At 69.4% G+C, this 18,702-nt stretch carries 17 protein-coding genes; 16 read left to right on the top strand and 1 reads right to left on the bottom strand.

Features of this window, described 5'->3' with window-relative positions:
• The first annotated feature begins 7 nt into the window (after positions 1–7).
• The 16 genes from rsmH to AABN02_RS11805 all read left to right on the top strand — a co-directional run bounded on the left by rsmH (position 8) and on the right by AABN02_RS11805 (position 18,109).
• Positions 8–982, top strand: a complete 975-nt coding sequence (gene rsmH / locus AABN02_RS11880; RefSeq protein ID WP_338415148.1) for a 16S rRNA (cytosine(1402)-N(4))-methyltransferase RsmH — start codon at positions 8–10, stop codon at positions 980–982.
• Positions 979–1,293 (top strand): cell division protein FtsL, encoded by a 315-nt coding sequence (ftsL, locus tag AABN02_RS11875; RefSeq protein WP_338415147.1) that lies wholly within the window; start codon positions 979–981, stop codon positions 1,291–1,293. The genes rsmH and ftsL overlap by 4 nt, the downstream gene beginning before the upstream one ends.
• Positions 1,290–3,089 (top strand): penicillin-binding protein 2, encoded by a 1,800-nt coding sequence (locus AABN02_RS11870; RefSeq protein WP_338415146.1) that lies wholly within the window; start codon positions 1,290–1,292, stop codon positions 3,087–3,089. The genes ftsL and AABN02_RS11870 overlap by 4 nt, the downstream gene beginning before the upstream one ends.
• Positions 3,089–4,624, top strand: coding sequence for a UDP-N-acetylmuramoyl-L-alanyl-D-glutamate--2,6-diaminopimelate ligase (locus AABN02_RS11865; RefSeq protein ID WP_338415145.1), 1,536 nt, complete (start codon positions 3,089–3,091; stop codon positions 4,622–4,624). Before AABN02_RS11870 ends, AABN02_RS11865 begins: the two co-directional genes overlap by 1 nt.
• A 10-nt stretch (positions 4,625–4,634) precedes the next feature.
• Positions 4,635–6,068 carry a UDP-N-acetylmuramoyl-tripeptide--D-alanyl-D-alanine ligase gene (gene murF, locus AABN02_RS11860; protein WP_338415144.1) on the top strand — a complete coding sequence of 478 codons (1,434 nt, stop codon included), beginning with the start codon at positions 4,635–4,637 and terminating at the stop codon, positions 6,066–6,068.
• Positions 6,058–7,239: a phospho-N-acetylmuramoyl-pentapeptide-transferase gene (mraY, locus tag AABN02_RS11855; protein ID WP_338415143.1), complete on the top strand. Its 1,182-nt coding sequence runs from the start codon at positions 6,058–6,060 to the stop codon at positions 7,237–7,239. Before murF ends, mraY begins: the two co-directional genes overlap by 11 nt.
• Before the next feature lie 25 nt (positions 7,240–7,264).
• Positions 7,265–8,800, top strand: coding sequence for a UDP-N-acetylmuramoyl-L-alanine--D-glutamate ligase (gene murD / locus AABN02_RS11850; protein ID WP_338415142.1), 1,536 nt, complete (start codon positions 7,265–7,267; stop codon positions 8,798–8,800).
• Positions 8,797–10,041 (top strand): putative lipid II flippase FtsW, encoded by a 1,245-nt coding sequence (gene ftsW, locus AABN02_RS11845; protein WP_338415141.1) that lies wholly within the window; start codon positions 8,797–8,799, stop codon positions 10,039–10,041. The genes murD and ftsW overlap by 4 nt, the downstream gene beginning before the upstream one ends.
• Positions 10,031–11,164 (top strand): undecaprenyldiphospho-muramoylpentapeptide beta-N-acetylglucosaminyltransferase, encoded by a 1,134-nt coding sequence (gene murG, locus AABN02_RS11840; RefSeq protein WP_338415140.1) that lies wholly within the window; start codon positions 10,031–10,033, stop codon positions 11,162–11,164. The genes ftsW and murG overlap by 11 nt, the downstream gene beginning before the upstream one ends.
• Before the next feature lie 7 nt (positions 11,165–11,171).
• Positions 11,172–12,581, top strand: coding sequence for a UDP-N-acetylmuramate--L-alanine ligase (gene murC / locus AABN02_RS11835; protein ID WP_338415139.1), 1,410 nt, complete (start codon positions 11,172–11,174; stop codon positions 12,579–12,581).
• A gap of 11 nt (positions 12,582–12,592) precedes the next feature.
• The gene (locus AABN02_RS11830; protein ID WP_338415160.1) at positions 12,593–13,564 is read left to right on the top strand and encodes a D-alanine--D-alanine ligase; all 972 of its coding nucleotides are present in this window, start codon (positions 12,593–12,595) and stop codon (positions 13,562–13,564) included.
• A 9-nt stretch (positions 13,565–13,573) separates the two neighbouring features.
• A complete protein-coding gene (locus AABN02_RS11825; protein WP_338415138.1) occupies positions 13,574–14,395 on the top strand; it encodes a cell division protein FtsQ/DivIB in 822 nt (273 codons plus the stop codon).
• 22 nt (positions 14,396–14,417) lie between these two features.
• Positions 14,418–15,647, top strand: coding sequence for a cell division protein FtsA (gene ftsA / locus AABN02_RS11820; RefSeq protein WP_338415137.1), 1,230 nt, complete (start codon positions 14,418–14,420; stop codon positions 15,645–15,647).
• Between the two features lie 26 nt (positions 15,648–15,673).
• Positions 15,674–16,882, top strand: coding sequence for a cell division protein FtsZ (gene ftsZ, locus AABN02_RS11815; RefSeq protein ID WP_338415136.1), 1,209 nt, complete (start codon positions 15,674–15,676; stop codon positions 16,880–16,882).
• Between the two features lie 88 nt (positions 16,883–16,970).
• A complete protein-coding gene (lpxC, locus tag AABN02_RS11810; protein WP_338415135.1) occupies positions 16,971–17,906 on the top strand; it encodes a UDP-3-O-acyl-N-acetylglucosamine deacetylase in 936 nt (311 codons plus the stop codon).
• Between the two features lie 20 nt (positions 17,907–17,926).
• On the top strand, positions 17,927–18,109 hold the full coding sequence (locus tag AABN02_RS11805) for a hypothetical protein (RefSeq protein ID WP_338415134.1): 183 nt from the start codon (positions 17,927–17,929) through the stop codon (positions 18,107–18,109).
• Between the two features lie 27 nt (positions 18,110–18,136).
• Here AABN02_RS11805 and ruvC read toward each other — a convergent pair whose 3' ends face one another.
• Positions 18,137–18,691 carry a crossover junction endodeoxyribonuclease RuvC gene (gene ruvC / locus AABN02_RS11800; RefSeq protein ID WP_338415133.1) on the bottom strand — a complete coding sequence of 185 codons (555 nt, stop codon included), beginning with the start codon at positions 18,689–18,691 and terminating at the stop codon, positions 18,137–18,139.
• Positions 18,692–18,702 lie beyond the last annotated feature (11 nt).

The raw sequence follows: 18,702 nt of genomic DNA, 5'->3' as shown, positions 1-18,702 counted from the left end.
CCCTTCCATGGCCCAAGACGACGCAGTACCCCGACAGCACCGCACCGTGCTGCTTCATGAAGCAGTGGATGCGCTCGTGCACCGACCCGATGGCACCTACCTCGACGGCACCTTCGGGCGGGGCGGCCATTCGCGCCTGATCCTGTCGCGGCTGTCCCCCGAGGGCCGTCTGCTGGCGATCGACCGCGACCCGGAAGCCGTCGCCCACGCCACCCAGGGCGAGGCTGGTATTGCCGACCCGCGCTTCTCGATCGACCACAACCGCTTCGCCGACTACCCGGATGTGATGGCCCGCCACGGCGTTGCGCATCTGGACGGCCTGCTGCTCGACATCGGGGTCTCCTCGCCGCAGATCGACGACCCCGCACGCGGTTTCAGCTTCCGCCACGACGGCCCGCTCGACATGCGCATGGATCCGACCCGCGGCCAGAGCGCCGCCGAGTTCCTCGCCACCGCGCCCAAGGAGCGCATCGCCGAGGTCGTGCGCGACTACGGCGAGGAGCGCTTCGCCCCGGCCATCGCACGCGCCGTGGTCGCGCGCCGCGAGGCTGGCCATGTCCTGCAGCGCACCAGCGAACTGGCCGAGCTGCTCGCCAGCGTCGTGCGCACCCGCGAGCGGGGTCAGGATCCAGCGACGCGCACCTTCCAGGCGCTGCGCATCCTCGTCAACGGCGAGCTGGACGAGCTGGAGCAGGCGCTGGAGGCCTCGCTGGCCGCGCTCAAGCCGGGCGGGCGGCTGGCCGTGATCAGCTTCCATTCGCTCGAAGACCGCATCGTCAAGACCTTCATCAACCGCCATTCGCGCGAGGAGTTCGACCGGCGCGCGCCGTTTGCCGAACCCAAGCCGGCGCTGTTCAACGCGCTGGCCCGCATCAAGCCCTCCGACGAGGAAGTCAGTGGCAATGGCCGCTCGCGCTCGGCGGTGCTGCGGGTGGCCGAACGAACCGACGTCGCCTTGCCGCCGGTGTGGACGCGCCCATGACCCGTCTGAACATCCTGCTGCTGCTGGCGGTCATCGCCAGCGCGCTCTATCTGGTCCAGGTGTCCTACGAGACCCGGCGCCAGTTCATCACCCTGGAGCGTGAGCGCAACCAGTCGGCGCGACTCGAACAGGATGCCGACAAGCTGCGCGTGCTGCTGCGCACCCAGGCGACGCACCTGCGCGTCGAGCAGATGGCCCGCGAGCGTCTGCAGATGACGACCGCCTCGCCGGCCGTGACCCAGTACCTCACGGCCGACGGTGCGCTGCCCGCCGCCGTTCCGTCCGCTGTCGCTCCGAAAGGCCGTCCATGAAACTCCCCGGAAAGGACGCGCTGCGCGAACGACTGGCCGCGCGCAAGCCGGCGCCCCAGGGCGCGAAGTACGCCTCCAGCCCGCTGCTGGCCGCCAAGACACCGATCTGGCGCTCGCGCTTTCTGGTGGTGGGCGTGGGGTTGACCTTCTGCCTGCTGATCGGGCGGGCGGTCTACATCCAGGTCATCAACCAGGACTTCTTCCAGCGCCAGGGCGAGAGCCGCTACCAGCGCACGCTGACGCTGCCGGCCAGCCGCGGGCGGATCACCGACCGCGGCGGGCAGGTGCTGGCGGCCAGCGTGCCGGCGCAGTCGATCTGGGTCATCCCGAAGGACTTCGACGCCACGCCGGCCCAGCAGCAGGCGCTGGCCAAGCTGCTCGGCATGTCCTCCAGCGACCTGGGCAACCGGCTGAAGGAGAACGCCAACTTCGTCTGGCTGCGCCGCGTGGTGGAGGACTCGGTGGCGGCGCAGATCAAGGCGATGGCGCTCAATGGGGTGCACCAGCAGCGCGAGTACCGCCGCGAATACCCCGAAGGCGAGGCCGTGGCGCACCTGGTGGGTTTCACCAACGTCGAACAGCTCGGCCAGGAAGGCATCGAACTCGCCTTCCAGAAGGACCTGGACGGCCGCGATGGCAGCCGCAGCGTCGTGCGCGACCGGCTGGGCAACGTGATCGAGGACATCGGCGACCGGATCGAGCCGGCCGACGGCCACGACATCGCGCTGTCGATCGACACCAAGATCCAGTTCGTTGCCTACCAGCGTCTGCGCGATGCGGTGGCGCAGCACAACGCGAAGGCCGGCAGCGCGGTGGTGCTCGATGCCCAGACCGGCGAAGTGCTGGCGCTGGCCAACTATCCGAGCTATGTGCCCGGTGACCGGCTGACCCGCACCGGCGCCAACCTGCGCAACCGGGCACTGACCGACACCTTCGAGCCTGGCTCGACCATGAAGCCCTTCATCGCCGCACTGGCGATGCAGACCGGCCGCGTCACCCCGACGTCGATCATCCAGACCGCACCAGGCACCATCACCATCACCGGCTCGACCATCCGCGATTCGCACGCGTACGGCGCACTCACGGTGCGGCAGGTGATCCAGAAATCGAGCAACGTCGGCGCCGTCAAGATGGCGATGCAGATGCAGCCGAAGGAAATGTGGGATCTCTTCCACGCGGTCGGCTTCGGGCAGAAGCCGCCGCTGGCCTTCCCAGGTCTGGCCACCGGGCGGCTGCGCCCCTACAAGAGCTGGCGGCCGATCGAGCAGGCGACGATGAGCTACGGCTACGGCCTGTCCACGTCGCTGTTCCAGCTGGCGCGCGCCTACAGCGTGTTCGCGCGCGACGGCGATCTGGTCCCGGTGTCGCTGCTCAGGCAGGCCGGGCCGGTGGCGGGGGAATCGGTGTTCCGGCCCGAGGTCGTGCGCGAGGTGCGCACCATGCTGAACATGGCCGCGGGTGAAGGCGGTACGGCGCCGAAGGCGCAGGCCGTCGGCTACTCGGTCGGAGGCAAGACGGGGACCGCCCACAAGCAGGACGGCGCCAACTACGCCAGCAACAAGTACCGCGCCTGGTTCGTCGGCATGGCGCCGATCCATGCGCCGCGCATCATCGTCGCGGTGATGGTCGATGAACCGAGCAATGGCATCTACTTTGGCGGCGACGTGGCCGCGCCGGTCTTCAGCCAGGTGGTGCAGCAGACGCTGCGCGTGATGGGCGTGGCGCCGGATCTGGAGATCAAGCAGCAGATCATCGCCCGCGCCCAGGCGGCCAAGGCCGAAGTGGAGTCGTTCTGATGGCCCGCGCTGCACAGTTGCCGGACCTGCCGGCGGTGCTGGACTGGCTGCACGGGCTGGCCCCGGGCGCCGCGTTGCGCACGGACAGCCGCCAGGTGCGGGCGGGCGACATCTTCATCGCCTGGCCCGGGTATGCGCAGGACGGCCGGGTCCACGTGGGCGCGGCGCTGGCGGCGGGCGCGGCCGCCTGTCTGGTCGAGGCCGACGGGGTCGAGGCCTTCGGCTTCGACGATGCACGCATCGCGGCCGTTCCCGGGCTGAAGGCGCAGACGGCCGGACTGGCGGACGCCTGGCATGGTGCGCCGAGCGCGGCACTGGCCGTCATCGCCACCACCGGCACCAACGGCAAGACCTCCACCGCGTGGTGGACCGCGCAGGCGCTGAGCCTGTCCGGCCGGCGCTGCGGCGTGGTCGGCACGCTGGGCGTGGGCGAGCCGCCGAGCCGCGTGGCGCCCGAGGCCCGCGTCGTGGCCACCGGTCTGACCACGCCCGACCCGGTCACGCTGCACCGCGGCCTGCGCGACTTCGTCGACCGCGGCTTCGCGGCCTGCGTGATGGAGGCCTCGTCGATCGGCGTGGCCGAGCACCGGCTGGACGCGGTGCGCATCCAGGTGGCGCTCTACACCAACTTCACGCCCGACCACCTCGACTACCACTGCAGCATGGCCGCCTACTGGCAGGCCAAGCGGGCGCTGTTCGACTGGCCGGGCCTGCGCGCCGCGGTGATCAACCTCGACGACCCGCAGGGCGCCCTGCTGGCGGAAGAACTCGCGGCACGCGGTGACCTCGACGTCTGGACCTATGCCCTGCAGCCGCGCGCCACCCCGGCACGGTTGCAAGCGCTGGACCTGCACTACGAGGCCGACGGGCTGTGCTTCACCGTGCAGGACGGCGGCGACGCGGTGCCGGTGCGCACCGGGCTGATCGGCGACTACAACGTCGCCAACGTGCTCGCCGTGTTCGGCGGACTGCGGGCGCTGGGCCTGTCGCTGGCCGAGATCGCGCCGCTGGCGGCCGACTTCACGCCAGTGCCGGGGCGGATGCAGCGGGTCGAGGCGCCGGACGGTGCGGGTCCGCTGCCGCAGGTGGTCGTCGATTACGCCCACACGCCCGATGCGCTCGACAAGGCCCTGCAGGCGCTGCGGCCGTTCGCGGTGGCGCGGGGCGGGCGGCTGTGGTGCGTGTTCGGCTGCGGTGGCAACCGCGACGCCGGCAAGCGCCCGGTGATGGGCCGCATCGCGCAGACGCTGGCCGACGAGGTGGTGCTCACCAGCGACAACCCGCGCGGCGAAGTGCCCGCCACCATCCTGGCGCAGATCGCGGCCGGCTGCGTGCCGTCGCCGCAGTGGCGCACGATCGAGGACCGCTCGACCGCGATCGCCACCGCGCTCGCCGAGGCCGGACCGGCCGATGTCGTGCTCATCGCCGGCAAGGGCCACGAGGACTATCAGGAGACGGCCGGCCTGAAGCGCTTTTTTTCAGATCTGGGCGAGGCGTCCGCTGCGCTACAACGCCGTGTGTCCCACGGTTCCTGACCTTCCGATGATGTCCCACGCATTCATGACCCTGGGCGAGGCCCACGCCCTGGTGGCCGCACGACTGCCCGGTACGCGGCTGGTCGGTGATCCGGCCACGGCGCTGCAGCGTGTCCACACCGACACCCGCAGCCTGCGCGCCGGCGACCTGTTCGTCGCGCTGCGCGGCGAGCGCTTCGACGCCCACAGTTTCCTGCCGCAGGCGGGCGCGGCCGGTGCCGTGGCCGCCATCGCCGAGCGCGGGCTGGCCGAAGCCGGGCTGGTCGGACTGGAAGTGCCCGACACCCTGCGTGCGCTGCAGGTGCTGGCCGAGGGTTGGCGCGCCAGCCTGACGCTGCCGCTGATCGCGGTGACCGGCAGCAATGGCAAGACCACGGTGACGCAGATGATCGCGTCCATCCTGCGCACAGCCCATGGCCCGGATGCCCACGCCACCGCCGGCAACCTGAACAACCACATCGGCGTGCCGCTGACGGTGCTGGGCCTGCGCCGGCACCACCGCATCGCGGTGATCGAACTCGGCATGAACCACCCCGGCGAGATCGCCGAACTGGCGCGCATCGCCCAGCCGACGGTCGCGCTGGTGAACAACGCGCAGCGCGAGCACCTCGAATTCATGAAGACGGTGGAAGCGGTGGCGCGCGAGAACGGCGCGGTGATCGCGTCGCTGCCGGCCGATGGCGTGGCGGTGTTCCCGGCTGACGACGACTACACGCCGCTGTGGCGTGACCTGGCGGGTGCGCGGGCGGTGTCCACCTTCGCGCTCGACGCGGGCACGGGGGCGACGCTGACCGCGCAGGCCGACTGGAAGGGGGACCACTGGGATGCCCGGCTGCAGACACCGGCCGGTGTGCTGGTGCTGGCGCTGGCCGTGGCCGGTCAGCACAACGTGCGCAATGCGCTGGCGGCCGCGGGCTGCGCGCTCGCGGCGGGTGTGCCGGCCGAGGCGGTGCGCGAGGGGCTGGCGGCGTTCGAGCCGGTCAAGGGCCGCTCGCAGGTGCAGCGCCTGGACTGGCGCGGTCGCACCATCACCCTGGTCGACGACAGCTACAACGCCAATCCCGACTCGGTGCGGGCCGCCATCGACGTGCTCGCTGCGCTGCCCGGGCCGCGCTGGCTGGTGCTGGGCGACATGGGCGAGGTGGGCGACCAGGGGCCGGAATTCCATTCCGAAGTCGGGTGCTACGCAGCCGAAAAAGGCATCGACTGCGTGTGGACCGCAGGCATACTCGCGGCCCACGCCGCGCGGGCCATCACGCCGCCGACCGCGGTGCAGCACCACGCCGACGCGGCCGCCCTCGTGGCGGCGATGCGGGCCGAAGGCGCTGCGCTGCCCGACGCCCAGTCGGTGCTGGTCAAGGGCTCGCGCTTCATGAAGATGGAACAGGTGGTCGCCGCCGTCAAGGGCGGGGCGGCCAGCCCAGGAGAACAACATGCTCATTAGCCTCGCACAATGGTTGCAAGGCCTGTATCCCGACAGCCTCGGCTTCCTGCGGGTCATCCAGTACATCACCTTCCGTGCGGTGATGGCGGCGATGACCTCGCTGCTGATCGGGCTGGCCTTCGGGCCGTGGGTGATCCGCCGCCTGACCGAGCTGAAGATCGGCCAGCCGATCCGCGAATACGGCGTGCAGGCCCACATCGTCAAGCGCGGCACGCCGACCATGGGCGGTGTGCTGATCCTGCTGGCGATCGCCATCTCGACGCTGCTGTGGTTCGACTGGAGCAACCGCTTCGTCTGGATCGTGATGATCGTGACGATGGGCTTCGGCGCCATCGGCTGGGTCGACGACTGGCGCAAGGTGGTGCAGAAGAACCCGGAAGGCATGCCGTCCGGCGAGAAGTACCTGTGGCAGTCCCTGATCGGGCTGGTCGCGGCGCTCTACCTCGCGTTCAGCGTGTCGGAGACGTCCAACATGCGCGTGCTGGAGCTGTTCATGCGCTGGGTGATCTCGGGCTTCTCGAACGACCTGCCGCCCAAGGCCGACCTGATCGTGCCCTTTTTCAAGACGGTGAGCTACCCGCTGGGCGTGTTCGGCTTCATCTTCCTGACCTACTTCGTCATCGTCGGCACCAGCAACGCCGTCAACCTGACCGACGGCCTGGACGGGCTGGCGATCATGCCGGTGGTGCTGGTCGGCTCCGCACTCGGCCTGTTCGCCTATGCGACCGGCAGTGCGGTGTTCTCGAAGTACCTGTTCCTGCCGCACATCCCCGGCGCGGGTGAGCTGTCGATCTTCTGCGCGGCGCTGGCCGGGGCGGGGCTGGCCTTCCTCTGGTTCAACGCGCACCCGGCGCAGGTCTTCATGGGGGATGTCGGCGCACTGGCGCTGGGCGGCGCGCTCGGCACCATCGCGGTGATCGTGCGCCAGGAGATCGTGCTGGGCATCATGGGCGGCATCTTTGTGGTCGAGGCGCTCTCGGTCATGGTGCAGGTCGGCTATTTCAAGTACACCAAGAAACGCACCGGCACCGGCAAGCGCATCCTGCTGATGGCGCCGCTGCACCACCATTTCGAGAAGAAGGGCTGGATCGAGACGCAGGTGGTGATCCGCTTCTGGATCATCACGATGCTGCTGTGCCTCGTGGGCCTGTCCACCCTGAAGCTGCGCTGAGCCGTTCTGGCGCACGGAAACGAAGATGAATGCACTGAAGGATTTGCCGCTGCTGATCCTGGGTCTGGGGGACTCGGGACTCGCGATGGCGCGCTGGGCGCAGCGCTGTGGCGCGGCGCGCATCGTGGTCGCCGACACGCGCGAGGCGCCGCCGAAGCAGGCGGCGCTGGCCAGCGAAGTGCCGGCGGCCGAGTTCCATGGCGGCCCGCTGGCGCTGTCGCTGCTGGACGGCGTGACGCTGGTGCTCAAGAGCCCCGGCCTGTCGCCGCTGGACCCGGCCATCGCGCCGCTGCTGGACGCGGCGCGCGCGCGCGGCACGGCGGTGCAGGGCGAGCTGTCGCTGTTCGCGCTGGCGCTGAAGGACCTGCAGGCCGCGCAAGGCTACGCGCCCAAGGTCATCGCCATCACCGGCACCAACGGCAAGACCACCACCACCTCGCTGACCGCGCAGCTCGCCGAGCGCGCCGGGCTGCGCGTGGCGATGGCCGGCAACATCGGCCCGACGCTGATGGACACGCTGACCGCCGCGCTGGATGCCGCGATTGCCGCCGAAGACGCCGAAGCCACGCCGCTGCCCGAGGTCTGGGTGCTCGAACTCTCCAGCTTCCAGCTCGACGGCGTCACCGGCTTCGACCCGACCGCCGCCACCGTGCTCAACGTGACGCAGGACCACCTCGACTGGCACGGCTCGATGGCCGCCTACGCCGAGGCCAAGGCGCGCATCTTCGGGCCGGACACCGTGCGGGTGATCAATGCCGACGACGCGCAGGTCGAAGCCATGGCGCCGCGTGACGCCACCGCGCAGGTCGTCCGTTTCGGACTGGACGTGCCGCGCCGCGTCGGCGACTGGGGGCTGGTGATCGACAACGGCATGGCCTGGCTGGTGCGTGCGCAGGCGGCGGACGACACGCCGGTGCGCGTGCGCCGCGGGGCCGTGGCGCCGCCGGTCGAGACGACATTGCAGCGCCTGATGCCGGCCGATGCGCTGCGCATCCGTGGCCGCCACAACGCCGCCAACGCGCTGGCCGCCCTCGCGCTGGCCACGGCGGCGGGCGTGCCGCTGGCGCCGATGCTGCACGGCCTGCGCGAATACCGCGGCGAGCCGCACCGCGTCGACTACCTGAACACGATCGACGGCGTGGACGCCTACGACGACAGCAAGGGCACCAACGTCGGCGCCACCGTCGCCGCGCTGACCGGCCTCGGCGCCGACCGCGCGCCGGCAAAGCTGGTCGTCATCCTCGGCGGTGACGGCAAGGGCCAGGACTTCACGCCGCTGGCCGCCCCGGTCGAGCGCCACGCCCGCGCCGTCGCGCTGATCGGCCGCGATGCCGCCGCGATCGGCCGCGTGCTGCAGGACGTGGCCGTGCCGATGCAGACCTTCGCCACGCTCGAAGCCGCCACCCGCTGGTGCTACACGCAGGCCCGCTCCGGCGACGCCGTGCTGCTCAGCCCCGCCTGCGCGAGCCTCGACATGTTCCGCAACTATGCCCACCGCGCCGAGGTCTTCATCGACACCGTGCAGGCGCTGGCGAGCGAACACGGGGAGCTGGGCGCATGAGCGCGATCGGCCAACTCGGCGACTGGTGGAGCCGCCGCACGCGCGCCGACGTGCCGGTGCGCAACTGGACCGCGATCTCCTCCGGCACGCCCACACGCTGGGTCGGCTTCGACGAGACGCTGGCCTGGGTGATCGCGGGGCTGCTGTCGCTCGGGCTGGTGATGGTGTATTCGGCCTCGATCCAGCTGCCGGACAACCCGAAGTACGTCAACTACACGTCGACCTACTTCCTGATGCGCCACATCCTGTCGATCACGCTGGCCATCGTGGCCGCGTGCGCGACGCTGGCCATCCCCATGCGCACCTGGGAAAAGATGGCGCCGTGGCTGTTCGTGGCGGCGCTGCTGCTGCTGATCATGGTGCTGATCCCGGGCATCGGCCGGGTGGTGAACCGCTCGCGGCGCTGGATCCCGCTCGGGGTGATGAACTTCCAGCCGAGCGAACTCGCCAAGCTCGCCATGGCCATGTACGCCGCCAACTACATGGTGCGCAAGATGGACGTGAAGGAAAGCTTCACCCGCGCCGTGCTGCCGATGGCGATCGCGCTGGTCGTGATCGGGCTGCTGCTGCTGGCCGAGCCGGACATGGGGGCCTTCATCGTGATCGCGCTGATCGCGGTCGGCATCCTGTTCCTGGGCGGCGTGAACGGCAAGGTGTTCGCCATCATGATGGCCTCGCTGCTGGGGGCGCTGCTGTCGATCATCTGGCTGTCGCCGATCCGCTGGGAGCGCATCAAGGCGTTCTGGAACCCGTGGGACGAGGCCAACGCGATGGGCAAGGCCTACCAGCTCACCCACTCGCTGATCGCCTTCGGCCGTGGCGAGGTGCTCGGCCAGGGGCTGGGCCAGTCGGTCGAGAAGCTGCACTACCTGCCCGAAGCCCACACCGACTTCCTGCTCGCCATCATCGGCGAGGAGCTGGGCCTGATCGGCGTGCTGGCGGTGATCCTGGCCTTCTTCTGGATGGTGCGGCGCATCTTCATCATCGGGCGCCAGGCGATCGCGCTGGACCGGGTCTTCTCCGGGCTGACCACGCAGGGCATCGGCCTGTGGATCGGCGGGCAGGCCTTCATCAACATGGGCGTGAACCTGGGCGTGCTGCCGACCAAGGGCCTGACGCTGCCGCTGCTGAGCTACGGCGGCTCGGCCGTCATCCTGACCTGCGTGTCACTGGCCGTCGTGCTGCGGGTGGACATGGAAAACCGCCAGATCCTGCGCGGAGGGGGCAGCAGTGAGCGCTGAGCCGACCCGCCAGGCCCGCCGTCTGGTGGTGATGGCCGCAGGCACCGGCGGCCACATCATGCCGGGCCTGGCCGTCGCGCGCGAGCTGCAGTCGCGCGGCTGGCAGGTGAGCTGGCTGGGCACCTCGCACGGCATGGAAAACCGCCTGGTGCCGCCGTCCGGGCTGCCGATGGACACGATCGATTTCGCCGGCCTGCGCGGCAAGGGCGCGTTCGGTGCGCTGCGCGGCGGCGTGCAACTGCTGAAGGCGCTGGTCGCCTGCCGCGGCATCCTGAAGCGCCGGCAGGCCGACGCGGTACTGGGCATGGGCGGCTATGTCTGCTTCCCCGGCGGGCTGGCGGCGCACTGGCTGAAGCGCCCGCTGGTGCTGGTCAATGCCGACGCGGGGCTGCTGCTGTCGAACCGCTCGCTGCTGAAATTCGCCGACCGGGTCGCCTTCGGATTCGATGGCGAGGCGGCGCGTTCGGTGCCGCAGGGTCGTGTCACCGGCAATCCGGTGCGCGCCGAGATCGAGGCCATCGCGCCACCTGCGCAGCGTTTTGCCGGCCGCACCGGGCCGCTGCGCGTGCTCGTCGTCGGCGGCAGCTTGGGGGCGCAGGTGCTCAACGAGACCCTGCCGCGGGCGCTGGCACGGCTGTCGGCGGCCGAGCGTCCCGTCGTCACCCACCAGACCGGTCTGGCGCACCACGAGAAGGTGCGCGCCGCCTATGCGCAGGCCGGGCTGCTCGATCTCGACCACGGCTCGGCCGGTGTCGAGGTGGTGCCCTTCATCGACGACATGGCACGCCGGCTGGCCGACTGCGACCTGATCGTCTGCCGCGCGGGCGCGGTGACGGTCAGCGAGCTGTGCGCGGCGGGCGTTCCCTCGGTGCTGGTGCCACTGGTCGTGAGCACGACCGCCCACCAGCGCGACAATGCGCAGTGGATGGCGCAGCACGACGCCGGTCTCCACCTGCCGCAGACCGAGCTGACGCCCGAGCGGCTGGCCGACCTGCTGCGCCACCTTGACCGGCCCCGCCTGCTGCGGATGGCGGAGCAGGCACGCGCGCTGGCGCTGCCGCACGCCGCGCAGCGCGTGGCCGACGAGATCGAACAACTCACGAACCCCGCATCTCCCAGATGAACCCGGCATGAAACACGCGGTCAAGCACATCCATTTCGTCGGCGTCGGTGGCGCCGGCATGAGCGGCATCGCCGAGATCCTGCACAACCTGGGCTACGTGGTCTCCGGCTCCGACCAGTCGGACGGCGCGGTGACGCGCCGGCTGGCCGAACTCGGCATCCGCATCCACATCGGCCACGACGCTGCGCACATCGCCGGCGCGCAGGCGGTGGTGACCTCGACCGCCGTGAAGGGCGACAACCCCGAGGTGATCGCCGCCCGGGCCCAGCGCATCCCGGTGGTGCCACGCGCGGTGATGCTGGCCGAGCTGATGCGCCTGAAGCAGGGCATCGCCATCGCCGGCACCCATGGCAAGACGACCACCACCTCGCTGGTCACCAGCGTGCTGGCCGAGGCCGGCGTCGATCCCACCTTCGTCATCGGCGGCAAGCTGAACGCGGCCGGTGCCAATTCGGCGCTCGGCTCGGGCGACTACATCGTCGTCGAGGCGGATGAGTCGGACGCCTCCTTCCTCAACCTGCTGCCCATCCTGGCCGTCGTCACCAACATCGACGCCGACCACATGGACACCTACGGCCACGACTTTGCCCGGCTGAAGGCGGCCTTTGTCGATTTCCTGCACAAGATGCCGTTCTACGGCGCGGCCGTGCTGTGCAGCGATGACCCCGGCGTGCGTTCGATCATGCCGATGATCTCCCGCCCGCTGGTCACCTACGGCCTGGGCGAGGACGCACAGGTGCGCGCGGTGGACGTGCAGGCCTTGCCTGGCGGCCAGATGCGCTTCACCTGCCAGCGCCGCAACGGCGTGGCACTCGCCGACCTGCACATCACGCTCAACCTGCCGGGCGAGCACAACGTGCGCAACGCGCTGGCCGCCATCGCCATCGCGACCGAACTGGAACTGCCCGATGTGCCCATCGCGGCTGCGCTGGCGAAGTTCAGCGGTGTGGGGCGTCGCTTCCAGCGTTGGGGCGACCACCCGGCCAAGGACGGCGGCCAGTTCACGCTGATCGACGACTACGGCCACCACCCGGTCGAGATGGCCGCGACGATCGCCGCCGCGCGCGGGGCCTTCCCGGGCCAGCGCCTCGTGCTGGCCTTCCAGCCGCACCGCTACACCCGCACCCGCGACTGCTTCGAGGACTTCGTCAAGGTGCTCGGCACCGCCGACGCCGTGCTGCTGACCGAGGTCTATTCGGCCGGCGAGTCCCCCATCGTCGCGGCGGATGGTCGTGCCCTGGTGCGGGCGCTGCGCGTGGCGGGCAAGGTCGATCCGCTGTTCATCGACGACATCGCCGAGCTGCCGCAGACCATCGCCGAGCAGGCGCAGGGTGGCGACGTGGTCATCGCGATGGGCGCGGGCACGATCGGCGGCGTGCCGGCGCGTGTGGTGGAACTGGTCGGAGGGGGCGCGTGATGGCCGAGCCAATGAACATCGATCCGCGCAGCCTGGGCAAGGTGGCCGTGCTGCTGGGCGGTACCTCGGCCGAGCGCGAGGTCTCGCTGATGAGCGGCGCAGGCGTGTTGCAGGCGCTGCAGTCGCAAGGGGTCGACGCGCATGCGTTTGACCCGGCCGAGCGTGACCTGCACGAACTCAAGGAGCAGGGCTTCGCGCGCTGCTTCATCGCGCTGCACGGCCGGCATGGCGAGGACGGCTGCGTCCAGGGCACGCTGGAGATGATGGGCATTCCCTTCACCGGCTCCGGCGTGATGGCCTCGGCGATCGCGATGGACAAGGTCATGACCAAGCGCGTGTGGCTGGCCGAGGGGCTGCCGACGCCACGCCACGTCTGGCTCGCGCCGGACCAGCAGGACGCCGCAGCGATTGCCGCCATGCCCGCGCAGCTCGGCCTGCCGCTGATCATCAAGCCGCCACGCGAGGGCTCGTCGATCGGCGTGACCAAGGTGACCGCGGCGGCAGACCTCCAGGCGGCGGTGGCCGAGTCGCTGCGCTTCGACCCGGACGTGCTCGGCGAGGAGTTCATCCAGGGCGAGGAGATCACCTGCCCGGTGCTGGGCGAGGGCGCCAGTGCGCGCGCGCTGCCGGTCATCCGCATCGTGCCGCCCGAGGCGGGCTACGACTACCAGAACAAGTACTTCACCGACGACGTGCGCTACCTCTGTCCGAGCGGGCTGCCCGAGGCCGAGGAGCGCGAGATCCAGCGCATCGTGCTGGCGGCCTACCGCTCGCTTGGTTGCCGCGGCTGGGGCCGCGCCGACCTGATGATCCGCGCCAGCGACCGCCAGCCCTTCCTGCTGGAGATGAATACCTCGCCCGGCATGACCGGCCATTCGCTGGTGCCGATGTCGGCGCGCGCGGCGGGCATCAGCTACGAGCAGCTCTGCCTGCGGCTGCTGGCCGCCGCCCGCACCGACAGCGCGCGGCCGCAGACGGCCTGACGGGACAGCATGCGCATCCAATCCGCTGCCCCTGCTGCGTCCGCTGCCGGCACGCCCATGCCGATCGATGTGCGGCTGATGCGTTCGGGCGCCAATGTGCTGCTGGCGCTGGTGCTGCTGGCCGGGCTGGCGGTGCTCGGAACCCGGCTGGCGCGCTCGCCGTGGTTCAACCTGCGCGAGATCCACGTCGAGGGGGAAGTTGCCCACAACACCGCCGAGAGCGTGCGCCAGCACGTCACGCCGCTGCTGACCGGCAGCTACCTCACCATGGACCTGACGCAGGCCCGCACCGCCTTCGAGTCCGTGCCCTGGGTGCGGCGTGCCGAAGTGCGCCGGATCTGGCCGCACGACCTGGTGGTGCGCATCGAGGAACACCGTCCGGTGGCCTACTGGGCCCGCGAGGACACCGACCACCTGCTGGTGAACACCCACGGCGAGCTGTTCGAGGTGAACCTCGGCGATGTCGAGGACGACAACCTGCCGACGCTCGCGGGTCCGCGCGGCACCTCGCTGCAGGTGATGACGATGTGGCAGACGCTGCTGCCGGTGCTCGCGCCGCTGAACCAGCGCGTCGAGCGGGTGGTGCTGACCGACCGCGGCTCCTGGCGCGTGGTGCTGGACCACGGCACCGTGCTCGAACTCGGGCGGGGCGAGTCCGACCAGATCGTCGCTCGCACCCAACGGTTTGTTCAATCGGTCGGACAGATCACCGCCCGCTTCGATCATCGGGCGATCGAGTACGCCGACCTGCGGCACAGTGAAAGTTATGCCCTGAAGCTGGCCGGCATGGGCACGACGCCGGTGGCCGCCCGTGCAGGCAAGGGCCATTGAAGGCGATATGCAAGGAACACGAATGGCCAAGGAATACAACGATCTGGTCGTCGGACTCGATATCGGCACCGCCAAGGTCATGGCGGTGGTGGCCGAGATCCTGCCGGACGGCGAGATGCGTCTTGCCGGGCTCGGCGTGGCGTCCTCGCACGGACTCAAGCGCGGGGTCGTGGTGAACATCGACGCCACCGTGCAGTCGATCCAGCACGCGCTGAAAGAGGCCGAGATGATGGCCGACTGCAAGATCAGCCGGGTCTACACCGGCATCTCCGGCAGCCATGTGCGCGGCCGCAATTCCACCGGCATGGTCATTGTCCGGGACAAGGAAGTCGGGGCGATCGACGTGGCCCGCGTGGTCGAGACGGCCAAGGCGATCAATATTCCGAACGACCAGCGCCTGTTGCTGGTCGAGCCGCAGGAATTTGTCATCGATGGCCAGGAAGTCCGCGAGCCGGTGGGCATGAGCGGCGAGCGGCTGGAGGTCCGGGTCCACATCGTGACCGGCGCTTTCAGCGCGGCCGAGAATATCGTCAAGTGCGTGCGGCGCTGCGGCCTGGAGGTCGAGCAGCTGGTTCTCAATCCGAGTGCGTCCAGCCTGTCGGTGCTCACGCCGGATGAAAAGGACCTCGGGGTCGTGCTTGTGGATATCGGGGCGGGAACGACCGATGTGGCGATTTTCACGGACGGGGCAATCCGTCATACTGCAGTGATCCCGATAGCGGGGGATTTGATCACCAGTGACATCGCGATGGCCCTGCGCACCCCGACCAAGGATGCCGAGGACGTCAAGATCGAGTTCGGCGTGGCCAAGCAGTTGCTGGCGGACCCGTCCGAACAGCTTGAAGTGCCTGGTCTCGGAGACCGGGTGCCCCGGGTGCTGAGTCGGCAGGCCTTGGCTGGCGTGATCGAACCGCGGGTAGAAGAGATTTTTTCGCTGGTTCAGCAAGTCATTCGTGACAGCGGCTACGAAGAGTTGCTGTCTTCTGGCATTGTGCTGACCGGCGGATCGGCAGTGATGCCGGGAATGATCGAATTGGCTGAGGACATATTCCTCAAGCCCGTGCGCATGGGGATTCCGACGTACAGCGGGGCCCTGCATGACATGGTGGCCAGCCCACGGGCCTCGACGGCGATGGGTTTGCTTGAGGAAGCGCGTCTGGCGCGTTTGCGGGGATTGAGATCAGCACCCTCCGGCGGTACGGCGCAGGGGTTGTTCGGCAAGGCACGGGATTGGTTCTTGAAGAGTTTCTGATGTAATTCAGATCCAAGGAGAGCGGCATGGGTATCGAGATGATTGAAGAGTTCAACCAGGGTACGCAGATCAAGGTGATCGGCGTGGGCGGCGGCGGCGGCAATGCGGTCGATCACATGATCAACCGCGGGGTGCAGGGGGTGGAATTCATCTGCGCCAACACCGATGCGCAGGCGCTGAACCGCTCCAAGGCACACACTTTGTTGCAATTGGGGCACACCGGTTTGGGGGCTGGATCGCGCCCCGAAGCCGGAAAAGCCTCCGCTGAAGAGGCGGTGGACCGCATCAAGTCCTCGCTGGAAGGCGCGCACATGGTGTTCATCACCGCCGGCATGGGCGGCGGCACCGGCACCGGCGCCGCTCCGGTCATTGCCCGTCTGGCCAAGGACATGGGCATCCTGACCGTCGGCGTCGTGACCAAGCCCTTCGACTTCGAAGGCCCGCGCCGCATGAAGCAGGCCGATGTCGGCCTGAACGAACTCGAAGCCAATGTCGATTCGCTGATCGTCGTGCTCAACGAGAAGCTGCTCGAAGTGCTGGGTGACGACGTCACGCAGGAAGAGGCCTTCGCCGAAGCCAACGACGTGCTGCGCAACGCCGTCGGCGGCATCAGCGACATCATCCACATCCCCGGTCTGGTCAACGTCGACTTCGAAGACGTCAAGACGGTGATGAGCGAGCCCGGCAAGGCCATGATGGGCACGGCCACCGCGAGCGGCCCGGACCGTGCCACCAAGGCGGCTGAAGCGGCAGTGGCCTGCCCGCTGCTGGAAGGTGTCGACCTGTCCGGCGCGCGTGGCGTGCTGGTGCTGATCGCGGCGAGCAAGCAGAATTTCAAGCTCTCCGAGAGCCGCAATGCGATGACCACCATCCGCCGCTACGCCGCGGACGAGGCCCACGTCATCTACGGTACCGCCTACGACGAGAGCCTGGGCGATGCGCTGCGCGTGACGGTGATCGCCACCGGTCTGGCCTCTGCCGGCAAGCAGCAACAACAGCCGATCCAGCAGCAGCGCGTGGCGCCGATGCAGGTCGTGCAGCCCTCGATGGGCCAGCGCACCGGCACGGACAACATCCCCGTGCTGACCCACCCGCTCGTCAGCCCGAGCCATGTCAGCGCCCCCAGCGTCTGGCGCCCGAACCGCACCCAGGCCTCGGCCAAGGTCGATGCGCTGGCCGCCAACGGCATGGACGAAATCGAGATCCCGGCCTTCCTGCGCAAGCAGGCCGACTGACCCGGACGCCCGCTCTCCCTGCCGCTTCCCGTCTTGGCCCGGTGTCCTCCAGAGGACACCGGGCTTTTTCGCTGCCTAGAATGCGTCCATGCTGCAACAACGCACCCTCCAGTCGCTGACCCGCGCCGTCGGCGTCGGTCTCCACAGTGGCCAGAAGGTCGAACTGACGCTGCGGCCCGCCGCACCGGACACCGGCCTGGTCTTCCGGCGCATCGACCTGCCGCACCCGGTGGACATTCCGGTGACGCCCGAGTCGGTCTGCGACACCCGCATGGCGACGACCATCTCGCCGGGCGGTGACCCGGGCGCGCCCAAGGTCCAGACCATCGAGCACCTGCTGTCGGCCATCGCCGGGCTGGGCCTCGACAACCTCTACATCGACATCACCGCCGACGAGGTGCCCATCCTCGACGGCTCGGCGGCGAGTTTCGTCTTCCTGCTGCAGAGCGCTGGCATCGCGTTGCAGAACGCGCCCAAGCAGTTCCTGCGTGTGAAGAAGGCGGTCGAGATCCGCGAAGGCGAAGGCCGCACGCTGAAATGGGCCCGGCTCGCCCCGCACCATGGCTACCGGCTCGGCTTCGAGATCGAGTTCGGCCACCCCGCCGTCGACGCCACCGGCCAGCGCGTCGTCTTCGACTTCGCCTCCGGCCGCTACAAGCAGGACATCGCCCGCGCCCGCACCTTCGGCTTCACCAAGGACGTCGAGATGATGCGTTCGCGCGGCCTGAGCCTGGGTGGCAGCATGGACAACGCCATCGTGGTCGACGACTACCGCGTGCTCAATGCCGAAGGGCTGCGCTACGACGACGAGTTCGTGAAGCACAAGATTCTCGACGCCATCGGCGACCTGCACGTCTGCGGCAAGCCGCTGCTGGCCGACTACACCGCCTTCAAGAGCGGCCACGCGCTCAACAACAAGCTGCTGCGCAAGCTGCTGGCCGACGAGACCGCCTGGGAGATCGTGACCTTCCCGGACGAGAAGCTCGCACCGCGGGGCATGGCGGAACTCGCGCCTGCGTGGTGAGTGGGGGAGACCCGGCGATGATGGTCTTCCGTGTCCTGGTGTTCTTCCTGCTGGTGTCGGGGCTGCTCAGCTTCGGGCTGTATCTCGCCACCGGGCAGACCATCTGGCGCCGCCGCGCGATCGCGATCATCCGCTGGACGGTGATCGCCGGACTGGCCTTCTTCGCGGTGCTCCTGCTGGAACGACTGGCCCTCGTGCTGTAGTGGGTTGCGGCTCCGGCACGCAGCAGCTCAGTAGCTGCGGCCGCCCCGGTACTGCGCGTGCGCCTTGCGGTTGAGCGTGCCGCCCTGGGCGAGTGCCGCGAAAGAACTGCCCGCGTGGGCGTGCGTGATGGCCAAGCCGAGTGCATCGGCGGCGTCCTTGCCCGGCAGCACCGGCAACTGCAGCAGGCGCTGCACCATGGCCTGGACCTGGTCCTTGGTGGCGTGGCCATGGCCGACGATGGCCTTCTTCATCTGCAGCGCGGTGTACTCGCACACGCTCAGCGTGCTGCTGGACGACACCAGCGCCGCCAGTGCCGCCCCGCGCGCCTGCCCGAGCAGCAGCGTGCTCTGCGGGTTGACGTTGACGAAGACGATCTCGACCGTGGCCGTGTCCGGCTGGTAGGTCGCCACCACCTCGCGCACCCCCTCGAAGATGATGCGGATGCGCTGCGGCAGGTCGCCGCGCGGCGCCTCCGCAGTCTTGATGGTGCCGCTGGCGACGTAGCTCAGGCGCTGGCCATCGACGTCGATGACGCCGAAGCCAGTGACCTGCAGGCCCGGATCAATCCCGAGGATGCGCATCCGGGCGTCCT

The organism is uncultured Sphaerotilus sp. (assembly GCF_963924895.1).
Taxonomy (GTDB): domain Bacteria; phylum Pseudomonadota; class Gammaproteobacteria; order Burkholderiales; family Burkholderiaceae_C; genus Sphaerotilus.
This window is presented reverse-complemented; position numbering and strand designations above follow the sequence as displayed.

Coding starts and splice junctions, on each gene's coding strand:
- rsmH (WP_338415148.1), top strand. CDS start 8: ATGGCCCAAGACGACGCAGTACCCCGACAGCACCGCACCGTGCTGCTT.
- ftsL (WP_338415147.1), top strand. CDS start 979: ATGACCCGTCTGAACATCCTGCTGCTGCTGGCGGTCATCGCCAGCGCG.
- AABN02_RS11870 (WP_338415146.1), top strand. CDS start 1,290: ATGAAACTCCCCGGAAAGGACGCGCTGCGCGAACGACTGGCCGCGCGC.
- AABN02_RS11865 (WP_338415145.1), top strand. CDS start 3,089: ATGGCCCGCGCTGCACAGTTGCCGGACCTGCCGGCGGTGCTGGACTGG.
- murF (WP_338415144.1), top strand. CDS start 4,635: ATGTCCCACGCATTCATGACCCTGGGCGAGGCCCACGCCCTGGTGGCC.
- mraY (WP_338415143.1), top strand. CDS start 6,058: ATGCTCATTAGCCTCGCACAATGGTTGCAAGGCCTGTATCCCGACAGC.
- murD (WP_338415142.1), top strand. CDS start 7,265: ATGAATGCACTGAAGGATTTGCCGCTGCTGATCCTGGGTCTGGGGGAC.
- ftsW (WP_338415141.1), top strand. CDS start 8,797: ATGAGCGCGATCGGCCAACTCGGCGACTGGTGGAGCCGCCGCACGCGC.
- murC (WP_338415139.1), top strand. CDS start 11,172: ATGAAACACGCGGTCAAGCACATCCATTTCGTCGGCGTCGGTGGCGCC.
- AABN02_RS11830 (WP_338415160.1), top strand. CDS start 12,593: ATGAACATCGATCCGCGCAGCCTGGGCAAGGTGGCCGTGCTGCTGGGC.
- AABN02_RS11825 (WP_338415138.1), top strand. CDS start 13,574: ATGCGCATCCAATCCGCTGCCCCTGCTGCGTCCGCTGCCGGCACGCCC.
- ftsA (WP_338415137.1), top strand. CDS start 14,418: ATGGCCAAGGAATACAACGATCTGGTCGTCGGACTCGATATCGGCACC.
- ftsZ (WP_338415136.1), top strand. CDS start 15,674: ATGGGTATCGAGATGATTGAAGAGTTCAACCAGGGTACGCAGATCAAG.
- lpxC (WP_338415135.1), top strand. CDS start 16,971: ATGCTGCAACAACGCACCCTCCAGTCGCTGACCCGCGCCGTCGGCGTC.
- AABN02_RS11805 (WP_338415134.1), top strand. CDS start 17,927: ATGGTCTTCCGTGTCCTGGTGTTCTTCCTGCTGGTGTCGGGGCTGCTC.
- ruvC (WP_338415133.1), bottom strand. CDS start 18,691: ATGCGCATCCTCGGGATTGATCCGGGCCTGCAGGTCACTGGCTTCGGC.